The sequence below is a fragment of the Hungatella sp. genome (assembly GCF_046966825.1).
In genome coordinates this window covers 65,193-84,468 of sequence record NZ_JBKVCZ010000011.1, presented here as the reverse complement: position 1 = coordinate 84,468, position 19,276 = coordinate 65,193, and the positions used below count along the sequence as shown (strand labels likewise).

Genomic DNA, 19,276 nt, shown 5'->3' with positions numbered 1-19,276 from the left:
GAGCAGAGAGTATTCCCGGACCCTGAAAATGTGGGCTACATACCGGAATTGATCGAGAAGCTGGGCGGCGTCGATATTGCCTTCGGCGGCATCGGCATCAACGGCCATGTGGCATTTAACGAGGCAGATCCGTCTCTTTCACCGGAAGAATTTCTGGCACAGAAGACGCGGGTTCTCACCATCACACCGGAGACGCGAACGGCTAACGCCATCGGCGATTTCGGCGGAGCACTGGAGGATATGCCGCATTACTGTGTGACGATTGGAATCTACGAGATCGCCCACGCGAGAAAGATCCGTCTGGGAGTGTTCCGCAACTGGCACAGAGCGGTAGTGCGCCGCACGGCCTACGGGGAACCGTCCACCGATTTCCCGGTGAGCTTATTGCAGAACCATCCGGATATTACGCTGACACTGACGGATTACGTGGCGGCGCTGACGGACTGAGAGAAACAAAGACAGACTGAGAGATACAAAGACAGACTGAGAAAACAAAGTAGTTGATACAGACTGGCGACAGAAAAGAAAGTGAGGATATAGACAATGCCATTGATTCCCTTAAGACCTCTGATGGAGGCAACGATAAAATACGGATTCGGCCAGGGGGCGTTTAACGTAAACGCGGTAGCCCAGGCAAAAGCAGCCATTGAAGTGCATGAGATGTTCCGTTCCCCGGCTATTTTACAGGGGGCGGACTTAGCGAACGGCTTTATGGGCGGCCGTACCGACTTTATGAATGCGACACTGGAAGACAAGAAGATCGGCGCAAAGAATATCGCGGACGCCGTAAAGAAATATGGGGCAGATTCGGATATTCCCATCGTCCTGCACCTGGATCACGGCCGTGATTTCGATTCCTGTGTGGCGGCGATCGAGGGCGGCTACACCTCTGTTATGATCGACGGTTCCTCCCTGCCATTTGACGAGAACGTGGATCTGACGAGAGAAGTGGTAAAATATGCACATGCGAGAGGCGTCAGTGTAGAGGGAGAGCTGGGCGTTCTGGCCGGCGTGGAAGATCATGTATTCTCCGCGTCCTCCACCTACACTAACCCATTAAAGGCAGTGGAATTCTTCCGTAAGACCGGCGTGGATGCACTTGCTATCTCCTACGGAACCATGCATGGCGCTTCCAAGGGAAAAGACGTAAAGCTGAGAAAAGAGATTGCCACGGCGATCAGAGAGTGCTTAAGCCATGAAGGCATCTTCGGCGCACTCGTATCTCATGGTTCCTCTACGGTGCCGAAATACATTGTAGATGAGATCAACGCTTTGGGTGGAGAACTGACGAATGCCTACGGTATTTCCATTGAGGAGCTGCAGGCAGCCATTCCGTGCGGTATCAATAAGATCAATGTGGATACGGATATCCGTCTGGCAGTCACGAGAAACATGAAGGAACTGTTTGTAAAATATCCGGAGCTTCGTACCAGCGCCTCGATCGGGGAAATCTATGAGCTGCTGGAGGCAAAGAAGAGCCAGTTTGACCCGCGTGTCTTCCTTCCGCCGATCATGGATACGGTTATGAAGGGAACAATCCCGGACGACGATGTGGCGGCTATTGTAAACTGCGTCGAGCGCGGCGTAAAGGAAGTAGTCGGAACGCTGATCGTACAGTTCGGTTCCTTCGGCAAGGCGCCGTTAGTGGAGCAGGTGACGCTGGAAGAGATGATTGAACGGTATAAGAAGAATTAAACAGAGTGCTATTTGGCCCGGCAGAAGGTCCTGAGAGGGAGCGATGCCGGGCTTTTTCTGTGGGTTGCTTTTTCCTATAGATTGATTATATGGAAGGCCTTTTTCACTATTTCATGAAAGATAAAAGAAAAGATTGATATCCCCGATTGACAAAAGTCCAGAAACAGTATAATATTTAATTAAATTAATTAAATAAATCAAACGATAAAAATAGACTCAGGAGAAGGAGGCAGATCAAGTGGTTGATTTAAGGGGAAATCCGTTTTATCTGGATGAGGCAGGGGAGCGGTGGGTAAAGGAAACCGAGACCGCCATGACGCCGCATGAAAAGGTATGCCAGCTCTTTGCAGACCCGCTCATGGGAAAAAGCAGGGAGGAGCTGATTCAGTTCCTGGAAGAGTATCCGCTTGCGGCCATTCCGTTCAGGGCCAGACTATGGCAACGAGGAGGCTCAGGATATCATGGCAGAGCTTCAGGAGCGAAAAATTCCTTATCTCTACGCGGGAAACTGTGAGTCCGGTCCTAACGGCGCGCTGAAAGGGGAACCCTGGTGGCTTCCGGGGCGCAGGTCCGGGCGACGAGAGACGCCCGTTATGCCTATGAGGTGGGGCGGATTACAGGCAGTGAGACATCTGCAGTGGGGTATAACTGGACGTTTGGTCCGGTTGGGGACATCTATGGCAACTGGAGAAACAGTCTGATTAATACGAGGGCCTACGGCAGTGACCCGCAGTTTGTCAGCGATTGCGTGGAGGCATATAATAAGGGGTGTATGGAATACGGCGTAGTGCCGTGCCTGAAGCATTTCCCGGGGGATGGCTGGGAAGAGAGGGACCAGCATCTGGCCATTTCAAACAATGGCCTGACTTGTGAAGAGTGGGATAAGACGTATGGGAAAATCTATCAGACGGCAATTAATCATGGTGTGTTAAGCATCATGGCGGCCCATTTTACGCTTCCTGCCTATCAGAAAAAGCTGAATCCGCAGCTGGAGGAACGGGATATGCAGCCTGCCTGCCTTTCCAGAGAGCTAATCGGGGGGCTTCTGCGCGGCCGGCTTGGGTTTCATGGTCTTGTGGTAACCGACCAGACGAAGATGATGGGATATTACGGAATGAGCCGTCTCGATGCAATACCTCTGTCGATTGCCTGCGGCTGTGATATGATATTGGGAATCAATGATATAGAGGAGGACGTGGAGGCGATGAAAGCGGGCCTTAAGTCGGGAATCGTGACAGAGGAGCGGCTTACGGAGGCAATTTACCGGATTCTGGCCTGCAAAGCGGCGATCGGACTTCACAGAAGGAAGGAGAGCGGCAGTTTTCATCCGGGAAAGGAGGCATTGGCGCGAATCGGATGCAGAGAGCATCTGGAGATTGCGAGAGAGGCTTCGCAGAAGGCTGTGACACTGGTCAAGAATACGAATGGACAGCTTCCTCTGTCTCCGGAGGTCTATAAAAAGATCGGGGTATTTGTCCTGTCCGGCAATGTGGGAAGTCTGAATTCTTCCTATGGCCAGGGCGTCCAGTCGGGAGGAAGCGATCAGATTACGGAGCGGATTCTGGCAGCGTTAAAGAAATACGGCTATGAGCCGGAGCCTATGGTATCTTCCGTCAATAAAGGGAAAATAGCGGATTTTAAGGCGAAGTATGATGCGGTGATGATCTTTGTGGATATTACCAGCTTCGCACAGACTAATTCAGTAAGGCTGCTTTGGCCGCATCCCATGTCGAGCTGTTATCCCTGGTACATACATGACGTTCCCACTGTGTTTACATCCTTTAATTATACGAACCATCTCGTCGATGTGGCGAGAGTTCCGGCCTTCATAAACGCATACAATGATACGCCGGAAACGGTGGATGAGACGGTAAAGCGCATTGCGGGGCTGGCTCCATTCGAGGGGAATTACGACGAGGATGTCTGGTGCGGCATGTGGGACACACATTTTTAGACTGCCCGTCAGGGGAAAGGGGGTCATGAATTGAAATTAATTATTGAAAACGCGCATCAAAATCACGAGGTATTTCAGTTTGCGGAAAAGGAACTGAAGGATTACTGGAAAAAGATGCAGGAGAAGAGCGATGCGCTTCAATTGCCGGGAAGCTATCGGCTGAGGCTGGAACTGGCAGCAGGAGGGGAAAGCTGTCATGAAACGGAACAACCCGCGATGGCTCCGGATGGATATGTAATTGATACGGGAGAGCAGGGCGGCGTGATCGCCGGAAATAATCCGGGCAGTGTGCTGATTGGTGTATACGCCTGGCTCCAGTCCGCCGGCTGCCATTTCCTGCGGCCGGGGAAGAAGTATGAGATCATCGAGCCGCTATCCGGGCTGGAGGCACTTTCGATGACCGAGAAAAAGACGGCTTCCCTGCGCCATCGGGGAGTCTGTATCGAGGGCGCCGATTCGCTGGAGAACATCCTGGACTTCATTGACTGGCTGCCCAAAATGGGATACAACTCATTTTTCCTTCAGTTTAAGCTTCCCTATACCTTTATGGCCAGATGGTACCATCATGAAAACAATCCGCTGCTTCCGGAGGAGGAATTTGATACGGAACGGGCGGAAGCGTATACGGAGACAGTGCGCAGGGAGATGAAACGGAGGGGACTGAAGCTTCATCAGGTGGGGCACGGATGGACCGGCGACGTAATCGGATTTCCGGCGGTGGAGTGGAAGCCAGCAACCCGGAAGCCAACCAGAGAAGAGACCGGCATGATGGCGCAGCTGAATGGGACACGGGCGCTGTTTCACGGAATTCCAATGAATACAAATCTTTGCTATTCCGATGAAACGGTAATGAAGGCATTTACCGATCAGATTGTCCGGTATGCGGTTCAGAATCCGGATATCGATTATCTACACGTATGGCTGGCCGATGAATACAACAACGTCTGCGAGTGTGATTCCTGTAAGAAGGAGCTTCCTTCCGACCAGTACGTCAGAATATTAAATCTGGCCGACCAAAAGCTTACGGAGGCAGGGAGCACCATGCGAATTGTTTTTCTGCTGTATCAGGAGCTTTTATGGCCGCCCAAAAAGGAGCGCTTTCAGAACCCGGATCGTTTTGTGCTGATGTTTGCGCCGATCAGCCGTACTTTTGAGGAGTCATACCAAATCCGTCCGGAGTATGGAGCCGTTATGCCATACCGGAGAAATGAGATCCGGCTTCCGGTGGACTTGAACGAGAATATGGCTTTTCTGCGCGCGTGGCAGGAGATATTTCACGGGGACAGCTTTGTCTATGATTATCCGCTGGGCAGGGCTCATTACGGAGATTTCGGCTACGTCAGGCTGGCGGAAGTCATCGGCCATGATATAGAGCGGCTGGGGGATATGGGACTGAATGGATATATCAGCTGCCAGGAGCTTCGGGCGGCACTTCCGAATGCACTGCCAAACTACGTTATGGGAAAGAAGCTGTTTGATCCGTCCCTTTCAGAGGAGCGGCTGGAAGAAGCGTATTTCTCGGCGGCGTATGGATGTGAGGGCGAACGGGTACGGGAGTACTTAAAGGCGGTGTCTGCCTTATGCAGCTGTGATTATTTCAATGGAAAGGGGCCGCGGGAGAACCGTGTCGTGGCAGACCGCATGGCATCGCTTGAAAAAATGGCGCATGAGTTTCTGCCGTTTATCCGGGAACATGTGAAAAGCTGCGGAGACGAGAACCGAAGCTATTGGATTCATCTGGAATATCACTCCGAATACATCAGGCGTTTAGGAAAGGCGTTGTTTTATCTGGCAGCAGGAAAGCGGGAAGAGGCGGGAAAATACTGGTCGGAGTTTTGTACCTTTCTGCAGCAGCATGAAATAGAGTTCCAGGAGTGTGTGGATGTATACCGTGTGATCGAGGTAGGACACCACTATACAGGATTTTAGCAGTGAAATTTAATTTGGAGAGGGTCGAAATTGCTTATGAAACAGGACTTCATAAGCAGTTATGGCCCTTTCTTTGTAAGAAATAGATAAAAGAATAAAAAATATATTGACAAGTAATGGGCACAATGATATTATTTAATTAAATTAAAAAACTAATTCAAACCGTAAGAAATTTTATCTGTGAGGTGGATTATGAAAGCAAAGACGGAGAATATGGGAGTGGAAGCTGTCACAAAACGGAATAAACGCCGGGAAAAGCTGATCTTAAACGGCTGGTGCTGGCTGTTTATGTCAATGTCACTTATTTTTTATATCCTGTTTCAGGGATATCCCATCATCTGCAGTATCCAGTACTCGTTTCTGGACTGGTCGGGTCTGACGAGCCATGCGGCTTTTATCGGACTTCAGAATTACGTGGAACTGATTCATGACGAGCTGTTCTGGAATGCCTTTTTCAACAGCTTCAAATATACAATCATGATTGTTCCCTTGGAGCTGGCGGTATCGTTGTTCCTGGCATATATGCTGAACAACGAGGCGCTGAAGGGGAGAACTGTTTACCGGACCATGTACTTTATACCGGTTGTCACCACCGCGTCGGTCGTCGGTATCATCATGATTTTCCTGCTGGGTGTTCAGGGGCCGATTAACCATTTACTGGTCACGCTTCATCTGATCAAGGCGCCGATCAATTTTCTGGGAAATGCAAAATACGCCATGCCGACACTGGTTCTCATCTCTCTCTGGAAAGACTGCGGTACTTACATGATCTACTGGCTGGCAGGACTTCAGGGCGTTTCCAAGGACGTGTACGAGGCGGCCACCGTGGACGGAGCTACCCGGTTCCAGACATTTATCCATATCGTCCTTCCGCTTATCGCACCGGTCGGCGGAATCATCGCAATCCTGTGTGCGATCAATTCCCTGAAGGTATTTGATATCGTCAAGACGATGACCGAAGGCGGTCCCTTCTATGCGACCGATGTTATAGCCACTTACGTTTATCGTTCGGCGTTCTCCAGTGAGATCGGAATGCCGAGACTGGGATATGCCAGTGCGGCGGCAATTCTGTTTGGAATCGCGGTGATTGTGATCGGTATCGTGTTAAATATCATCAAGGCGCGTTTGAACAGCAGGCGCGTATAGATGTCAGGAAATCAGGAGGTAAAGATGAACAGAGATAAGGCAAAGAGACAGGTGAAGACCCTGCTTAATCATGGGCTGCTGCTGATAATCGGTCTGGCATGGATCTATCCGTTTTTGTGGATGATATCCGCTTCCTTCAAGGACCAGAACGAATTCTTTAAAAATAAACTGGGACTGATTCCCCAGAATCCCACCTTTGACAATGTCACCAGAATCTGGGAGAAGGCGCATTTCGATACATACTTCATTAACACGGTAATTGTAACATTTTTCGCGGTATTCCTCGTGCTGATCATGACCATGCTCGCGGGATATGCGATGGGGAGATATAACTTCGTGGGTAAGAAAGTGGTGATGATGGTTTTCATGAGCAGCATTGCGATACCGTTAGTCAGTACGATCATACCGACCTACGAGGTGATCAAGAGCATGAAGCTGGTCGGTACGAAGCTGGGGCTGATCCTGGCTCAGGCCGGCGGCGCTCACGTGATTTTCCTTCTTCTGTTCTCCAGCTTTTTCGAGCAGATCCCCGGAGAACTGGAAGAGGCGGCAAAGGTGGACGGCTGTAATTTCTTTCGGACCTTCTTTAATATCATGATGCCGCTGACGAAGCCGATTGCAACGACCGTAGTCATCATGGAGACCATCTGGGCATGGAACGCATTTATGCTTCCACTGGTACTGACGCTTAATAACCCGTCTTCCCGTACACTGGCTGTCGGACTGTACGCGTTTAAAGGTGAAAATACCGTTGACTGGACCGGCATTGCGGCCGGCGGCGTGATCGCGGTTATTCCGATTATTCTGTTGTTTATCTGTCTGCAGAAATACTTCGTGGAAGGCATTGCGGGAGCGGTTAAGAGTTAATGAGTGCTCATTATAAGGAGGAATAAGATGAGACTTGGTTTTATGACAAACATCCTTGTGAAAAAAGGGATGGTGCATCTGGACGAAATTGCGGAATGGGCGGCGGCCCAGGGCTTTGAAGACCTGGAAGTGGGACCTACCGTTCCGATGGAGAGAGAGCTGTTTGAGCGGGTTTTGGAGAAGGGTAAAGTGGCGATAACATCTCTTACCTACTGCAGGAATTTTCTCAGCACAGACAGCGGGGAAGCAGAAGCGCATATTGCGGAACTGAAAAAGAGGATTGCATTTGCAGGCGATCTCGGAATAGAAAAGATAGTGACTTCCACGGGCATTAATAAGACCCTGGAGGAGGGCATCTATGACAAGGCGGATTCGATCCGCAGGACACCGGCCCGGAGCCTGGATCAGTTTGTGGAGACCTTTGCTCCCATTGTGGAATACGCAGAAAAGAAAAATGTAAAGCTGGCCTTTGAGAACTGCCCGCTGATGGGAAATATCGCCATTTCTCCGGTGATGTGGAGAGAGATTTTGAAACGGCTGGACAGCAAAATGGTGGGACTGGCCTATGATCCCTCCCATCTGGTATGGCAGTTTATCGATCCGTATGCTCCGGTGGCGGAGTTCGGGGACCGGATATTCCATGTCCATGCCAAGGATACGGAGATAAAAGAAGAGCGGTTGAAGGAGTGCGGGATTCTGACAGATTTCAGCTGGTGGAGCTACCGGATTCCAGGCCATGGACTTCTGGACTGGAGAAAGCTGACCGGAGAACTGGAAAAAGCGGGGTATCAGGGAACGGTCAGCATCGAACACGAGGATCCGGATTACGAGGATTCGCTGGAACTGGTGGAGAATGGTCTGATACTTGGAAAAGAATATTTAAAGGCATTTATTGGAAAGCGCTGAGAGGAGAAAAACAATGGTAAGAGTAGGAATTGTAGGAGTTGGAAATACGATCGGAATCGCAGGCAACCACATTGACGGGTATTTAAGAGTGCCGGAGGCGAAGATTACGGCCGTTTACGATATTATCAGGGAGAGGGCCGCCGGTTACATAGAGAAATTCGGACTGGAGGGGGCAAAGGCCTGCGAAAGCTATGAAGAACTTCTGGATCTGGTGGATGCAGTCAGCATCTGTACCCCCAATGCCTCCCACATTGAATTAACGGTTCAGGCATTGAAGGCGGGAAAACATGTCCTGTGTGAGAAGCCGTTTGGAGTCGATGCGCTGGAATGCCAGAAGGCATTAAATTATGCGGAAATGTCCGGCAGGGTCTGCATGATCGGGCTCTGCTACCGCGGAATTCCCGGGTATATGTATTTGAAGAAGCTGATCGATGACGGTTCCCTCGGAAAGATCTTTTATATTCGCCAGTCACTTGGCGGAAACAGAATCGCCAACCACAGTAAACTGGAATGGAGGATGCAGAAGGAGTTATCGGGACCGGGAGCCATGGCGGACTTCGGAAGCCATATGCTGGACATCGGCGATATGCTGATCCGCGACACGGCGGGACCGATCACCGAGGTACAATGCATGAGCGGTATTATGGTGGAGGAACGCGACCGGGTACATGGGAACGGCAGGGGCAGTGTGGATAACGACGATGTGGCGATGTTCTCTGCCAGAACGAGGGAGGGCGTCCTGCTCTCCTACACGGCCAGCAGAATCGGCAGCAGACATACGGTGGAAGTATACGGCAGCGGCGGAAATGCGGTATTTGACGGCGCCGACCATTTCTCACTGCAGATTCAGAAGAAAGATCCGGAGGGCGGATATTTAGGCGCGCCGGAGTGCGTCAAGGTTCCGGAGGAAATGTATCTGATCAATGAAAATGTTCCGAAAACACCGTTTGCAATCAATTTCTATTTTGAGATAAAACAGTTTATTGATGCAATTGAAAAAGGAACGCCGGTGGATACAGACTTCCAGAGAGGCATTTATATTCAGAAGCTGATCGACGCGCTGCAGGAGTCTTCAGACTGCGGATGCAGTGTTCCCATTGATTTTGAGTAGACCAGGAGGATTTAAAAAATGAAAATAGGCTGTCATGCTGTCCTGTTTACCGACAGGATCGCAAAGGAAACGGAAGAAGTATTAAAGGAATTTGAGAAGACCGGATGCCAGGGCGTGGAGATCGGCGCGCGTTTCTTCGGAGTCGAAAAGAGCAGTTATTTAAAGGAACTGCTGGATCAGTATCATTTGCAGCTGTCAGGACTTCATGTATCTGCACTGTGGACCGATTTGCTGGATGATCCTCAGAAGGTGGAGGAGGCGGTTGGGAAGGCAGTGGAATTTCTGCAGGTTATGCCGAATAAGAATATTATTTTTACAGGTATGGCTCAGAACGACCCATCGCAGCATCCAGAAGAAGGCATAGATCCGAGACTGTCTGATCCGGCAGCGGCTGAGAAAATGGCTGGAAAACTGAACGAGATAGCAGCAAAGGCGAAGGAGAGTGGTGTTTCCGTCAACTATCATAACCACTGCTGGGAGTTTGACCAGGATGGCCTGCTGTTTATGGCGCTGATTCATCATGCTCCGGAGGTGCGGTTCGCACTGGATACCGGCTGGGCGGCCGGCAGCGGTTGGGACCCGGCAGATTTATTAGAGAAGTATCCGGACAGAATTTCATACGTTCATTTACGGGACTTTAAAAAAGAAGATATGGAAAAATGCAGGACATTTGCTGAAAAACAGGAAAACTATGTGGACCTGGGCAAGGGCAACATGGACTATGAAAGACTCCTGTCCGTAATAAAAAAGAATTTCGGAGACAATGGCTGGGCGGTCATTGAATATGAAAAAGGAAAGGTAGACTTTGAACGGTATACGAAGGCAGTTTCGTATGTTCGGGAAATTCTTGGGTAGGTGATTGGTATGGTACATTTGGAATTCTATGACGGAAGCGGGCAGACGTCTTGTGAAGAACTGAACGAGTACATGAGACAGAAGAAAGAAATCCTGACCCGGGCACAGGCCGGAGAAGAGCAGTATCGTGACAGTCTTGGATGGCTCAGCGTGGATGAATGGGCCGGAGAAGAGCGGATTGCTGAGATCGAGACTTTCGCAAAAAGGGTCCGGGACGATGGGGATATCCTCGTGGTAATCGGAATCGGGGGTTCCAATCAGGCAGCCAGGGCAGTGACCTGTGCGCTGCCTAACCAGAGTAAGGTAAAGGTTCTGTACGCCGGAAATAATATATCTTCCGCGTATATGAAGCAGATTTTAGCGCAGTTGGACGGGAAATCCGTATATATAAATGTCATTGCCAAGAACTTTGAGACCATGGAACCGGGAATCGGTTTCCGGATTCTCAGGCAGTATCTGAGAAAACGCTATGGGGCAGACTACAACAGCAGGGTATTCGCAACCGGGACGAGAGGAAGCGAGCTGGAGGCGTTGTGTGTGGCTCACGGTTATACATTTCTTGACTTCCCGGAAGACATAGGGGGACGGTATTCCGCCCTGTGCAATGTCGGGCTGTTCCCGGCCGCGGCAGCCGGAATTGATATTCGTGCCATGGTATCCGGCGCCAGGGATATGGAGCAGAATTTAAAGACGGCAGTAGGGGCAGAAAACAGTGCCTTTCAGTATGCCGCAATCCGTAATGTTCTGTATCAGAAAGGTTTCCGCATGGAGATGCTGGCTTCCTTTGAACCGAGGTATCAGTATTTCAATGGCTGGTGGACCCAGCTATTTGCAGAGAGCGAGGGAAAAGACGGAAAAGGGCTGTATCCGGTAGCTGTAAAATACTCGGAAGATCTGCATTCGATTGGCCAGTTTGTGCAGGAGGGGACTCCGGTGCTGTTTGAGACATTTCTGGATATCGAAAATCCGGACGAGGAACTGATTCTTGAGGCAGACGATGTGGACGACGGCTTCGATTACTTAAACGGGGCGGATTTGCGGGAGGTCAACAGAGCCGCGTTTTCAGCTACCTTTCAGGCGCACAGCGAGCGGCTTCCATGTGTCAGGCTGAAGATCAGCGAGTTGAACGAATACAGTTTTGGCCAGCTGTTTTACTTTTTTGAATTTGCATGCTACCTTTCCGGAAGCATGCTGGGGGTAAATCCATTTAACCAGCCGGGAGTGGAGAATTACAAGGGCTATATGTTTCAAGCGCTTGGAAAACATAAATAAAAGGAGGAAGTATTTTATGAAACTGAAGAAAATGGGGGCATTATCACTGGCTCTGGCAATGACGGTAACAGCCATGACGGGATGTGCGATGCCGAGTACAGGGGGAAGCGACACGACAGCAGCGCCGACACAGGAGAAGACGGAAGCGTCGTCTAAGGACAGCAGTTCTGATACAACGGCGGCCGAATCGGATGAAAAGATTACCCTGCGGATTGTGGACTGGAGCGACAGTTCTCTGGCAAGAAGAGAGGAATTTAACAAGAAGTATATGGAGGATCATCCCAATATCACCATCGAATACACGATGCTGACGATTGACCAGTTTAAGAATACTATTGTTACAATGATCAAATCAGGAGATGGACCAGATTTATTCCCGATTCCAACAGGCATGACATTAAGCACCGCACTGAAGGAAGAGTGGTACCAGCCGCTGAATGACTACGTGACAGAGGAATTTTTAAATACACTGGATCCGTCTGTTTTTGAAGAGGGAGTGACTATGAAGGGAGAAGAACTCTATACAATTCCGGAAAATATGCCGGTCGTAAATTGTTTATTCTTCTATAACAAGGATGTATTGGACAATGCTGGTGTTACCAAGGTTCCGGAGACGTATTCTGAATTTGCAGAGGCGTGTAAAAAGATAACAGAAACAGGGAACGGTGAGGTATTCGGTCTGATTGAAGGCGGAAAACAGTTAAATCGTCTGGATATTCTGGCTCGCTCCTTAGCCGCTGTGGGAGGTGGAAAAGTCGCTCCCAATGCCAAGGTCCTGACAGTAGATGGGAAGGCTCCATATGACAGCGAAGCCATGAATGAGGCAATGGCACTGATGGAACAGTTGGTTTCTGACGGAAGTATTCATCCGGATACTGTGAATATCAGCGCTCCCGAGGCAAGGGAGATGTTTGCTCAGGGACAGGCAGGCTTCCTCTGTCAGGGGATGTGGTGTATTCCGCCGTGGGCGCAGAGTTATCCCGATTTAAACTATGGAGTAATGGGAGTTCCTGTTCCGGACAGCGGAGCAAAGGGCGGTGTTCAGCAGGTAGAAAGTGCTCCGTGGATGGGACTTTATAAACAGTCCAAGCATCCGAAAGAGGCTGCAGAATATTTAATGGCTCTATTTGATGAAGATTACGGATATCAGTCCGGTTGTGTATCCGATGGAAACTATGTTTCTATCGTACCGAGCGTCAATGAAAAATATATGACGAATGAAGTTATGAAGCAGTATTACGAAATTGCAAGTGAAATAGCAAAGGTGGTACCAGCAGCAACAACAAGAGACGAAAAAGCATATGACTTCTATGCGGAAGTAAAAGACGTACAACCGAGCCTGGGTGCCATATTGCAGGGTGTGCTTTCCCAGAGTATTACAGACTATTCAAGTGAACTGAAAAAATTGTCAGAGGCTTCCACCGCGGAATGGCAGAGAGCATCCGAAGCTGTCGGCCTCGATTACGCAACATTTGATTTCCCGAACTGGGATCCGCTTAAGGATTATACAGAGGCAGATTATGCAGCATTAAAATAATACGCCGGACAGAGGATACGTAAGGCTTTTGCGTATCCTCTGCTTGTAATATGTCCTGAAATTCACTATAATGAAAGGGATAGAATACGGAGTTGGAGGGAAAATGATGACTGCACGCGGAACGAATCTGCCCAGAGTTAAGAAACAGAATGAGGCTCTGATCAAGGAGATAATCTATAAGTACGGCCCCATATCAAGGAGTAAGATCGCAGAGATGCTGTCGCTGACTCCGCCGACGATCACGACGAATGTATCGTCCCTGATCGAGAGGGGGCTGGTCTATGAGTTTGCGGCAGAGGATTCTGACGTGGAGGAGCGTTCCCTGGGACGTAAACCGATTAAGATCAATTTCATTCAGGACGCCAGATATGCTATCGGAGTGGAGATGAATCCATACCAGATGGCGATCTGCATGCTGGATTTGCGTGGGAATGAAAAAATCAGCATGAAGTATCCGCCCATGAACGGAGTATACGTGGAAGAGATGGATATGCTCGCCCGCAATATTGACAAGCTGATTTCGGAAAGCGGTGTGGATCCGGAGAAGATACTCGGAGTAGGCATGGGCCTGCCGGGTTTCGTGGAATCCAAGGTGGGAATTTTAAGAGAAAGCTTTAAAACTGGCTGGAATAATAAAAACATAGCGAGAGATTTGTCGCGGAGACTGGATATTCCGGTCCTGATCGAGAACAATGCGAGAGCGCGCGCCATAGGAGAGGAGATGTTCGGAAAGACTCTGAGGCCGGATTCCTTCGCATATTACCTGATTTCCTATGGTATCGCCTGTCCCCTGTTTGTGAAGAACCGGATGATTACCGGTGAAAATGCCAGCGCAGGAGAGGCGGGGCACATGGTAGTGGACATCAACGGCCCCAAATGTGAGACCTGCGGCCACAACGGCTGCCTGGAGGAGATGGCCAGTGAAAGGGCTATTCTTAAGAAGTGCAAAGCCGCAGTCAATGACGGCGTCGCCACAATGCTGACGGAACTCTGTCCGGACACTGAGGAACTGACCATGAAGGACGTGCTGATGGCGGAAGAGTGCAACGACGCGTATGTGGTGAAGGTCATGGAGGAGGCGGTCATGTATCTGGGCGTAACGCTGGCCAACATCATCAATCTCATCAGCCCGCCGTTAGTGATTGTGGACGGCTATATTATGAAGGTGAAAAGGAACCGGAGACAGCTGCTGGAGGAGACTAAGAAGCATATCTTTGGCCTGAACGATCAGGAGATTGAGATTGAGTTTATCGATTTCAATCCTCTTACAGGAGCCAGAGGCGGTGCGGCTCTGGCAATTAAACAATTCTTTATTAAGGAGTAAGAAGCAAGTGGAAAAGATAAAAGCTGGCATTATTGGATGCGGAAGGATTTCTTCTGTATACCAGGCCGCGTTTGAGAATATGAAGGATGAGGTGGAACTTGCCTTTGTGGTGGATAAGGATGTATGCAGGGCCAGGAAGCTGGCTGCTGCATTTCCTGGCTGTGGCTATTCAGATAAGCTGGAAGATTTACTGAAGCAGCCGCTGTCCGTGGTTCACGTTCTGACACCGCATTACTTACATAAGGAGCATGCGGTCGCATGTCTCGATGCAGGATTTCACGTTCTGACAGAGAAGCCGGTAGCCCTTACGACGGAAGATGCAGACGCCATGATACGGGCGGCAGACAGAAACGGAAGGCAGTTGGGTGTCATCTTCCAGAACCGCTATATCGAGGGCATTCAGGAAGTTAAAAAGCTGATTGAGCAGGGGGAATTCGGCCGGATTACCGGAGCATTTTCTACATTAAACTGGTGGCGTCCCCCTTCGTACTATGAGTGTGACTGGAAAGGAAGCTGGGAAAAGGAAGGCGGTGGTGTGGTCATTGACCAGGCCATTCACAGCCTGGATCTGGTCCGCTATCTGATGGGCTGTGAACCGGTAAAGGTGAAAGGACATATTGACCGCAGAATCCTGACCAATATTGAAGTGGAGGATGTGGCAGACGCGGCTATTACGTTTGAAAACGGAGCGGTCTATTCCTTTTTTGCGTGTAATTATTATACAAGCAACAGCCCGATCCGGGTGGAAATCAGCGGGGAAAATGGAACTGCGCTCTTAACGCAGAATGAAGTGCTGATTCAGCTAAAGGGTCAGGAGCCGAGAACCATATATCCATCTGTTGGACCGGATGTAAAGGGCGAGGCGTATTGGGGGAATTATCACGAGATTCAGCTTCGGGATTTTTACCGCTGTTTAAGGGAAGGAAGACCAGTACCAACTGATCCGGAGGATGCGAAACGTACCCTGGGGCTTGTTCTGGATATTTACCGTTCTTCCCGGGAGAACAGGGAGATTATAACGGAAAGACAGGCGGTGGAAAGACAGGCGGCGGAAAGATAGGCGGCGGAAAAACAATATAGTTTTTATTATGGAATGGTATGACTTTACAGGTTATGCCATTCTTTTTTTTGAAGAAATGTATGTTAGAGGCTGTCTGAGAGGGCATAAATGGCTGGTTTTATTGACGATTAAGGAAGCTGGTTTGTAAGGTTTTATATAAAAATGTATTGATAATACATAATGTGATTGGCAGAGATATGCAATAATGCTGATAAAATAAAGAAAATACGATTTAAAAATGTGTTAATAATACAAAACACTATTGACAAACACAAAATAGGATGCTAATATTTATTTAAATTAAAAAACTAATAACGCTTAACGAAACAAACAAGTAATTACCGGCACAAAAGTGAAAAATTCTTGAAAGGTGATTGATACGATGCGGTTAGAATTCTATGACGCAGAGAGACGATTGACGCTCTGCAGGCTGAAACAGTATATGAAACAGGAATCAGATATTTTGACAAGGGCACAGGCTGGGGAAGAGAAATATTCAGGTAATCTGGGATGGCTTCATGTGGAGGAATGGGCCGGAGAGGAGAAACTTCGGGATATAGAGACCTGTGCAGGAAGAGTCAGGGAAGATGGTGAGATCCTGGTGGTGATTGGAATCGGCGGTTCCAATCAGGCGGCGAGAGCCGTGGTCGAGGCACTTTCCTGCGGCGGTCCTATGAAGATTTTATATGCAGGCAACAACGTATCGTCCCAGTATATGAAACAGCTTCTAAAGCAGCTGGAAGGCAAATCTGTCTATGTGAATGTCATAGCTAAAAACTTTGAGACGCTGGAACCGGGAATCGGTTTTCGGATTCTTCGCCAGTATCTGAAAGAGAGGTACGGAGCCGGATACGAAAGACGGGTCTTTGCTACTGGAACGAGGGGAAGCCGCCTGCATGAGCTCTGCAGAATTTACGGTTATACCTTTCTGGATTTTCCCGAGAACATCGGGGGACGGTATTCGGGCCTTTGCAATGTAGGTCTGTTCCCGGCGGCAGTGGCAGGAATGGATATCCGCGCCATGGCTGCCGGAGCCGGAGATATGGAACGGGAGCTGCGGAACACAAAGGGAGAGGAAAATACGGCATTTCAGTACGCGGCCATCCGCAGCCTCTTGTATCAGGAGGGCTTCCGTGTGGAGATGCTGGCTTCCTTTGAACCGAGGCTTCAGTACTTTTACGGCTGGTGGACGCAGCTGTTTGCGGAAAGCGAGGGGAAGCAGGGAAAAGGCCTTTATCCTACGGCAGTGAAATACTCGGAGGACTTACACTCCATCGGGCAGTTTGTGCAGGAGGGAACGCCGATTCTGTTTGAGACATTTCTGGACATTGAGGAACAGGGAGAAGCGGTGTCCGTGGAAGCGGATGAAGTGGAGGACGGTTTTAATTACTTGAACGGCTCCAGTCTGGCGGACATCAGCCGGGCGGCCTTCGAGGCGACTGTAAAGGCACACAGTGAGCGTCTGCCCTGTATCAGAATCAGAATCGACGAATTGAGTGAATACAGCTTTGGCCAATTATTTTATTTCTTTGAATTTGCGTGTTACCTTTCAGGAAAGCTGCTGGGGGTCAATCCTTTTGACCAGCCAGGTGTGGAGAACTACAAGGGATATATGTTTGAAGCCCTTGGAAAATATAAATACAGGAGTGAAAGCAATGGAGAAAATTAGAGTAGGTATTGTTGGAACGGGCTATACGGTGGGGATTGCAGGCAATCATGCGAAAGGCTACTTACAGAATCCAGGCTGTGTCCTCACTGCTGTCTACGACATTGTCCCGGGACGTGCCGCACAGTGGGCAAAGGAAAAAAATCTGGAGGTGGAAATCTGTTCTGACTACGATGAGCTGCTTGAGAAGGTAGACGCCGTAAGCATCTGTACTCCCAACTATGCTCATGGAGAGCTGGCTGTGCGGGCTATGGAAAAAGGAAAGCATCTGTTGTGTGAAAAGCCTTTAAGCATTGATTCCGAAAGCTCTGTCCGGGCGGTAAGCATTGCCACATGCTGTTCCACGGTTGCCATGATCGGATTCAGCTATCGCGGGATACCGGCGGTCCGTTACATGCGCCAGGTTCTGCAGTCCGGTAAGATGGGAAAGATTTTTACATATCGGGAAACACTGGGCGGATGCAGGATTGCCAATCCCGGGGTGAAGCTGGAATGGCGTATGCAGAAGCAGCTTTCCGGCACAGGGGCGCTGGCTGATTTTGGCTGCCATATGCTTGATCTGTGCGACTGGATGTTTGACGGGTCTCAGGGAGCGGTTTCCGAGGTAAATGGCTTCGTCTCCTGCTCCATTCCGGAGAGGGATGAGATATTTGACCCGGGACAGGGCCAGGTAAGCAACGACGATTCCGCCGCATTTAACCTCCGGTTTGAGGGTGGAACACTGGCTTCCTTTGTAGCGAGCCGGCTGGGCGTGGCGAGACATACCATTGAGATATACGGAGAAGGCGGCATGATGCTTTTCCGGGACGACCGGCCTGCGGAAGTGGAAGTCTGGTTTAAGGAAAAGTCTGGTGGATATGCAGGCAAGCCGGAGGTCATCTCCGTCGACGCAGATCTGGTGACAGATCCATGGTTTTTTGCCGAAATCAATGATTTCATCCATTGTATTCAGACAGGGGAACGGCCAGACCGCAATTTTGACCGGGCGCTCTATATTCAGGACCTGCTGGATAAGATTTTACTGGCCTGCGAAACCGGTAAAACTATTCATATATAAGGAGGAAAGAGATTATGAGAATGAGCCTTTTAACAAACAGCCTGACCGGTGTCGGGATCAGGGATTTGAAGACCATTGCTGACTGGGCCTGGGAAAACGGGATCTGCGAGTTAGATGTGGGGCCGGCGATTCCTCTCGACAAGGAACAGTTCGACGCTGTTCTGGGGGAAGGAAAGGTATCGGTTGGGACCATGATTTACTGCCGTAATTTCCTCAGCAGGGACAAGGAGGAGGCGGAGTTTCACTGCAGCGCTCTTCGGGACCGGATCCGGTTTGCCGGTGAGATGGGAATCGAAAAGATTGTGTGTTCCACCGGTGTTACGGCGGAATCCTTTGGCGGTATGGGATTTGCTCCGGAGAAGAGTCTGCCTGCTGTGGTGGAACTGGCGAAGCAGTTTGTGGAGCTGGCGGAGAAATATGGGGTTAAGCTCTGCTACGAGAACTGCCCCATGATGGGCAACATTGCCACCTCACCAGACTTGTGGAAAGATGTTTTTGATGCGGTGGACAGTGAGCAGCTGGGGCTCTGCTACGATCCGTCTCATCTCGTCTGGCAGTTCATTGATCCGTATAAAAACATCTATCAGTTTGCCGACAGGATTTTCCATGTCCATGCCAAGGATACCGTCGTAGATCGGGAGGCCCTGGCACAAACCGGCGTTTTACAGAATGGGAAATGGTGGAGACACCGTCTGCCGGGGCTGGGAGAACTGGATTGGGGCCGGATTGTGGATGCTCTTTATGAGATCAGGTATGAGGGGGCCATCTGCATCGAGCACGAGGATCCGGTCTGGGAAGGCACCGAGGATAAGGTGAAACGGGGAATCTTAAAGACAAGAGATCATGTCAGTTCTTTCTTTATGTAAAATATAGAAGGTAAATAAGGAGGTATTTCAT

Annotated in this window: 16 protein-coding genes and 1 pseudogene; all 17 read left to right on the top strand. The window is 49.7% G+C overall.

What is annotated here, in order from left to right; all coding sequences use genetic code 11:
- Positions 1–447: pseudogene (locus tag ACLTD4_RS05725) on the top strand (glucosamine-6-phosphate isomerase); the annotation flags it as partial.
- 96 nt (positions 448–543) lie between these two features.
- A complete protein-coding gene (locus tag ACLTD4_RS05720) occupies positions 544–1,695 on the top strand; it encodes a class II fructose-bisphosphate aldolase (protein WP_002600860.1) in 1,152 nt (383 codons plus the stop codon).
- A 238-nt stretch (positions 1,696–1,933) separates the two neighbouring features.
- Positions 1,934–2,209, top strand: coding sequence for a hypothetical protein (locus ACLTD4_RS05715; protein ID WP_412331200.1), 276 nt, complete (start codon positions 1,934–1,936; stop codon positions 2,207–2,209).
- A gap of 36 nt (positions 2,210–2,245) precedes the next feature.
- Entirely contained in the window at positions 2,246–3,649 is a 1,404-nt protein-coding gene (locus ACLTD4_RS05710; RefSeq protein ID WP_412331199.1) for a glycoside hydrolase family 3 protein, read from the top strand.
- A gap of 30 nt (positions 3,650–3,679) precedes the next feature.
- On the top strand, positions 3,680–5,578 hold the full coding sequence (locus tag ACLTD4_RS05705; protein WP_117620886.1) for a DUF4838 domain-containing protein: 1,899 nt from the start codon (positions 3,680–3,682) through the stop codon (positions 5,576–5,578).
- 192 nt (positions 5,579–5,770) lie between these two features.
- Positions 5,771–6,724: a carbohydrate ABC transporter permease gene (locus ACLTD4_RS05700; protein WP_055656194.1), complete on the top strand. Its 954-nt coding sequence runs from the start codon at positions 5,771–5,773 to the stop codon at positions 6,722–6,724.
- Positions 6,725–6,748: 24 nt separating this feature from the next.
- Positions 6,749–7,591, top strand: coding sequence for a carbohydrate ABC transporter permease (locus ACLTD4_RS05695; protein ID WP_002600856.1), 843 nt, complete (start codon positions 6,749–6,751; stop codon positions 7,589–7,591).
- A 27-nt stretch (positions 7,592–7,618) separates the two neighbouring features.
- On the top strand, positions 7,619–8,497 hold the full coding sequence (locus ACLTD4_RS05690) for a sugar phosphate isomerase/epimerase family protein (protein ID WP_110321277.1): 879 nt from the start codon (positions 7,619–7,621) through the stop codon (positions 8,495–8,497).
- A 13-nt stretch (positions 8,498–8,510) separates the two neighbouring features.
- Complete coding sequence (locus tag ACLTD4_RS05685; protein ID WP_412331198.1) at positions 8,511–9,608, top strand: Gfo/Idh/MocA family protein; 1,098 nt, start codon at positions 8,511–8,513, stop codon at positions 9,606–9,608.
- Positions 9,609–9,626: 18 nt separating this feature from the next.
- On the top strand, positions 9,627–10,463 hold the full coding sequence (locus ACLTD4_RS05680) for a sugar phosphate isomerase/epimerase family protein (RefSeq protein WP_055656187.1): 837 nt from the start codon (positions 9,627–9,629) through the stop codon (positions 10,461–10,463).
- Positions 10,464–10,472: 9 nt separating this feature from the next.
- On the top strand, positions 10,473–11,735 hold the full coding sequence (locus ACLTD4_RS05675) for a glucose-6-phosphate isomerase (RefSeq protein WP_117620884.1): 1,263 nt from the start codon (positions 10,473–10,475) through the stop codon (positions 11,733–11,735).
- Positions 11,736–11,751: 16 nt separating this feature from the next.
- The gene (locus ACLTD4_RS05670; RefSeq protein WP_117620883.1) at positions 11,752–13,272 is read left to right on the top strand and encodes an ABC transporter substrate-binding protein; all 1,521 of its coding nucleotides are present in this window, start codon (positions 11,752–11,754) and stop codon (positions 13,270–13,272) included.
- A gap of 103 nt (positions 13,273–13,375) precedes the next feature.
- The gene (locus ACLTD4_RS05665) at positions 13,376–14,596 is read left to right on the top strand and encodes an ROK family transcriptional regulator (protein WP_242354043.1); all 1,221 of its coding nucleotides are present in this window, start codon (positions 13,376–13,378) and stop codon (positions 14,594–14,596) included.
- 7 nt (positions 14,597–14,603) lie between these two features.
- Positions 14,604–15,656 carry a Gfo/Idh/MocA family protein gene (locus ACLTD4_RS05660; protein ID WP_117620882.1) on the top strand — a complete coding sequence of 351 codons (1,053 nt, stop codon included), beginning with the start codon at positions 14,604–14,606 and terminating at the stop codon, positions 15,654–15,656.
- Between the two features lie 382 nt (positions 15,657–16,038).
- Positions 16,039–17,325 carry a glucose-6-phosphate isomerase gene (locus ACLTD4_RS05655; protein ID WP_081034252.1) on the top strand — a complete coding sequence of 429 codons (1,287 nt, stop codon included), beginning with the start codon at positions 16,039–16,041 and terminating at the stop codon, positions 17,323–17,325.
- Positions 17,312–18,379: a Gfo/Idh/MocA family protein gene (locus ACLTD4_RS05650; protein ID WP_117620881.1), complete on the top strand. Its 1,068-nt coding sequence runs from the start codon at positions 17,312–17,314 to the stop codon at positions 18,377–18,379. The genes ACLTD4_RS05655 and ACLTD4_RS05650 overlap by 14 nt, the downstream gene beginning before the upstream one ends.
- Positions 18,380–18,393: 14 nt before the next feature.
- A complete protein-coding gene (locus ACLTD4_RS05645) occupies positions 18,394–19,245 on the top strand; it encodes a sugar phosphate isomerase/epimerase family protein (protein WP_117620880.1) in 852 nt (283 codons plus the stop codon).
- Positions 19,246–19,276: the final 31 nt, after the last annotated feature.

Excerpts from the sequence above, each read along its gene's own strand:
- ACLTD4_RS05680 (WP_055656187.1), top strand. The coding sequence starts at position 9,627 with ATGAAAATAGGCTGTCATGCTGTCCTGTTTACCGACAGGATCGCAAAG.
- ACLTD4_RS05675 (WP_117620884.1), top strand. The coding sequence starts at position 10,473 with ATGGTACATTTGGAATTCTATGACGGAAGCGGGCAGACGTCTTGTGAA.
- ACLTD4_RS05685 (WP_412331198.1), top strand. The coding sequence starts at position 8,511 with ATGGTAAGAGTAGGAATTGTAGGAGTTGGAAATACGATCGGAATCGCA.
- ACLTD4_RS05655 (WP_081034252.1), top strand. The coding sequence starts at position 16,039 with ATGCGGTTAGAATTCTATGACGCAGAGAGACGATTGACGCTCTGCAGG.
- ACLTD4_RS05650 (WP_117620881.1), top strand. The coding sequence starts at position 17,312 with ATGGAGAAAATTAGAGTAGGTATTGTTGGAACGGGCTATACGGTGGGG.
- ACLTD4_RS05690 (WP_110321277.1), top strand. The coding sequence starts at position 7,619 with ATGAGACTTGGTTTTATGACAAACATCCTTGTGAAAAAAGGGATGGTG.
- ACLTD4_RS05700 (WP_055656194.1), top strand. The coding sequence starts at position 5,771 with ATGAAAGCAAAGACGGAGAATATGGGAGTGGAAGCTGTCACAAAACGG.
- ACLTD4_RS05695 (WP_002600856.1), top strand. The coding sequence starts at position 6,749 with ATGAACAGAGATAAGGCAAAGAGACAGGTGAAGACCCTGCTTAATCAT.
- ACLTD4_RS05665 (WP_242354043.1), top strand. The coding sequence starts at position 13,376 with ATGATGACTGCACGCGGAACGAATCTGCCCAGAGTTAAGAAACAGAAT.
- ACLTD4_RS05670 (WP_117620883.1), top strand. The coding sequence starts at position 11,752 with ATGAAACTGAAGAAAATGGGGGCATTATCACTGGCTCTGGCAATGACG.
- ACLTD4_RS05645 (WP_117620880.1), top strand. The coding sequence starts at position 18,394 with ATGAGAATGAGCCTTTTAACAAACAGCCTGACCGGTGTCGGGATCAGG.
- ACLTD4_RS05720 (WP_002600860.1), top strand. The coding sequence starts at position 544 with ATGCCATTGATTCCCTTAAGACCTCTGATGGAGGCAACGATAAAATAC.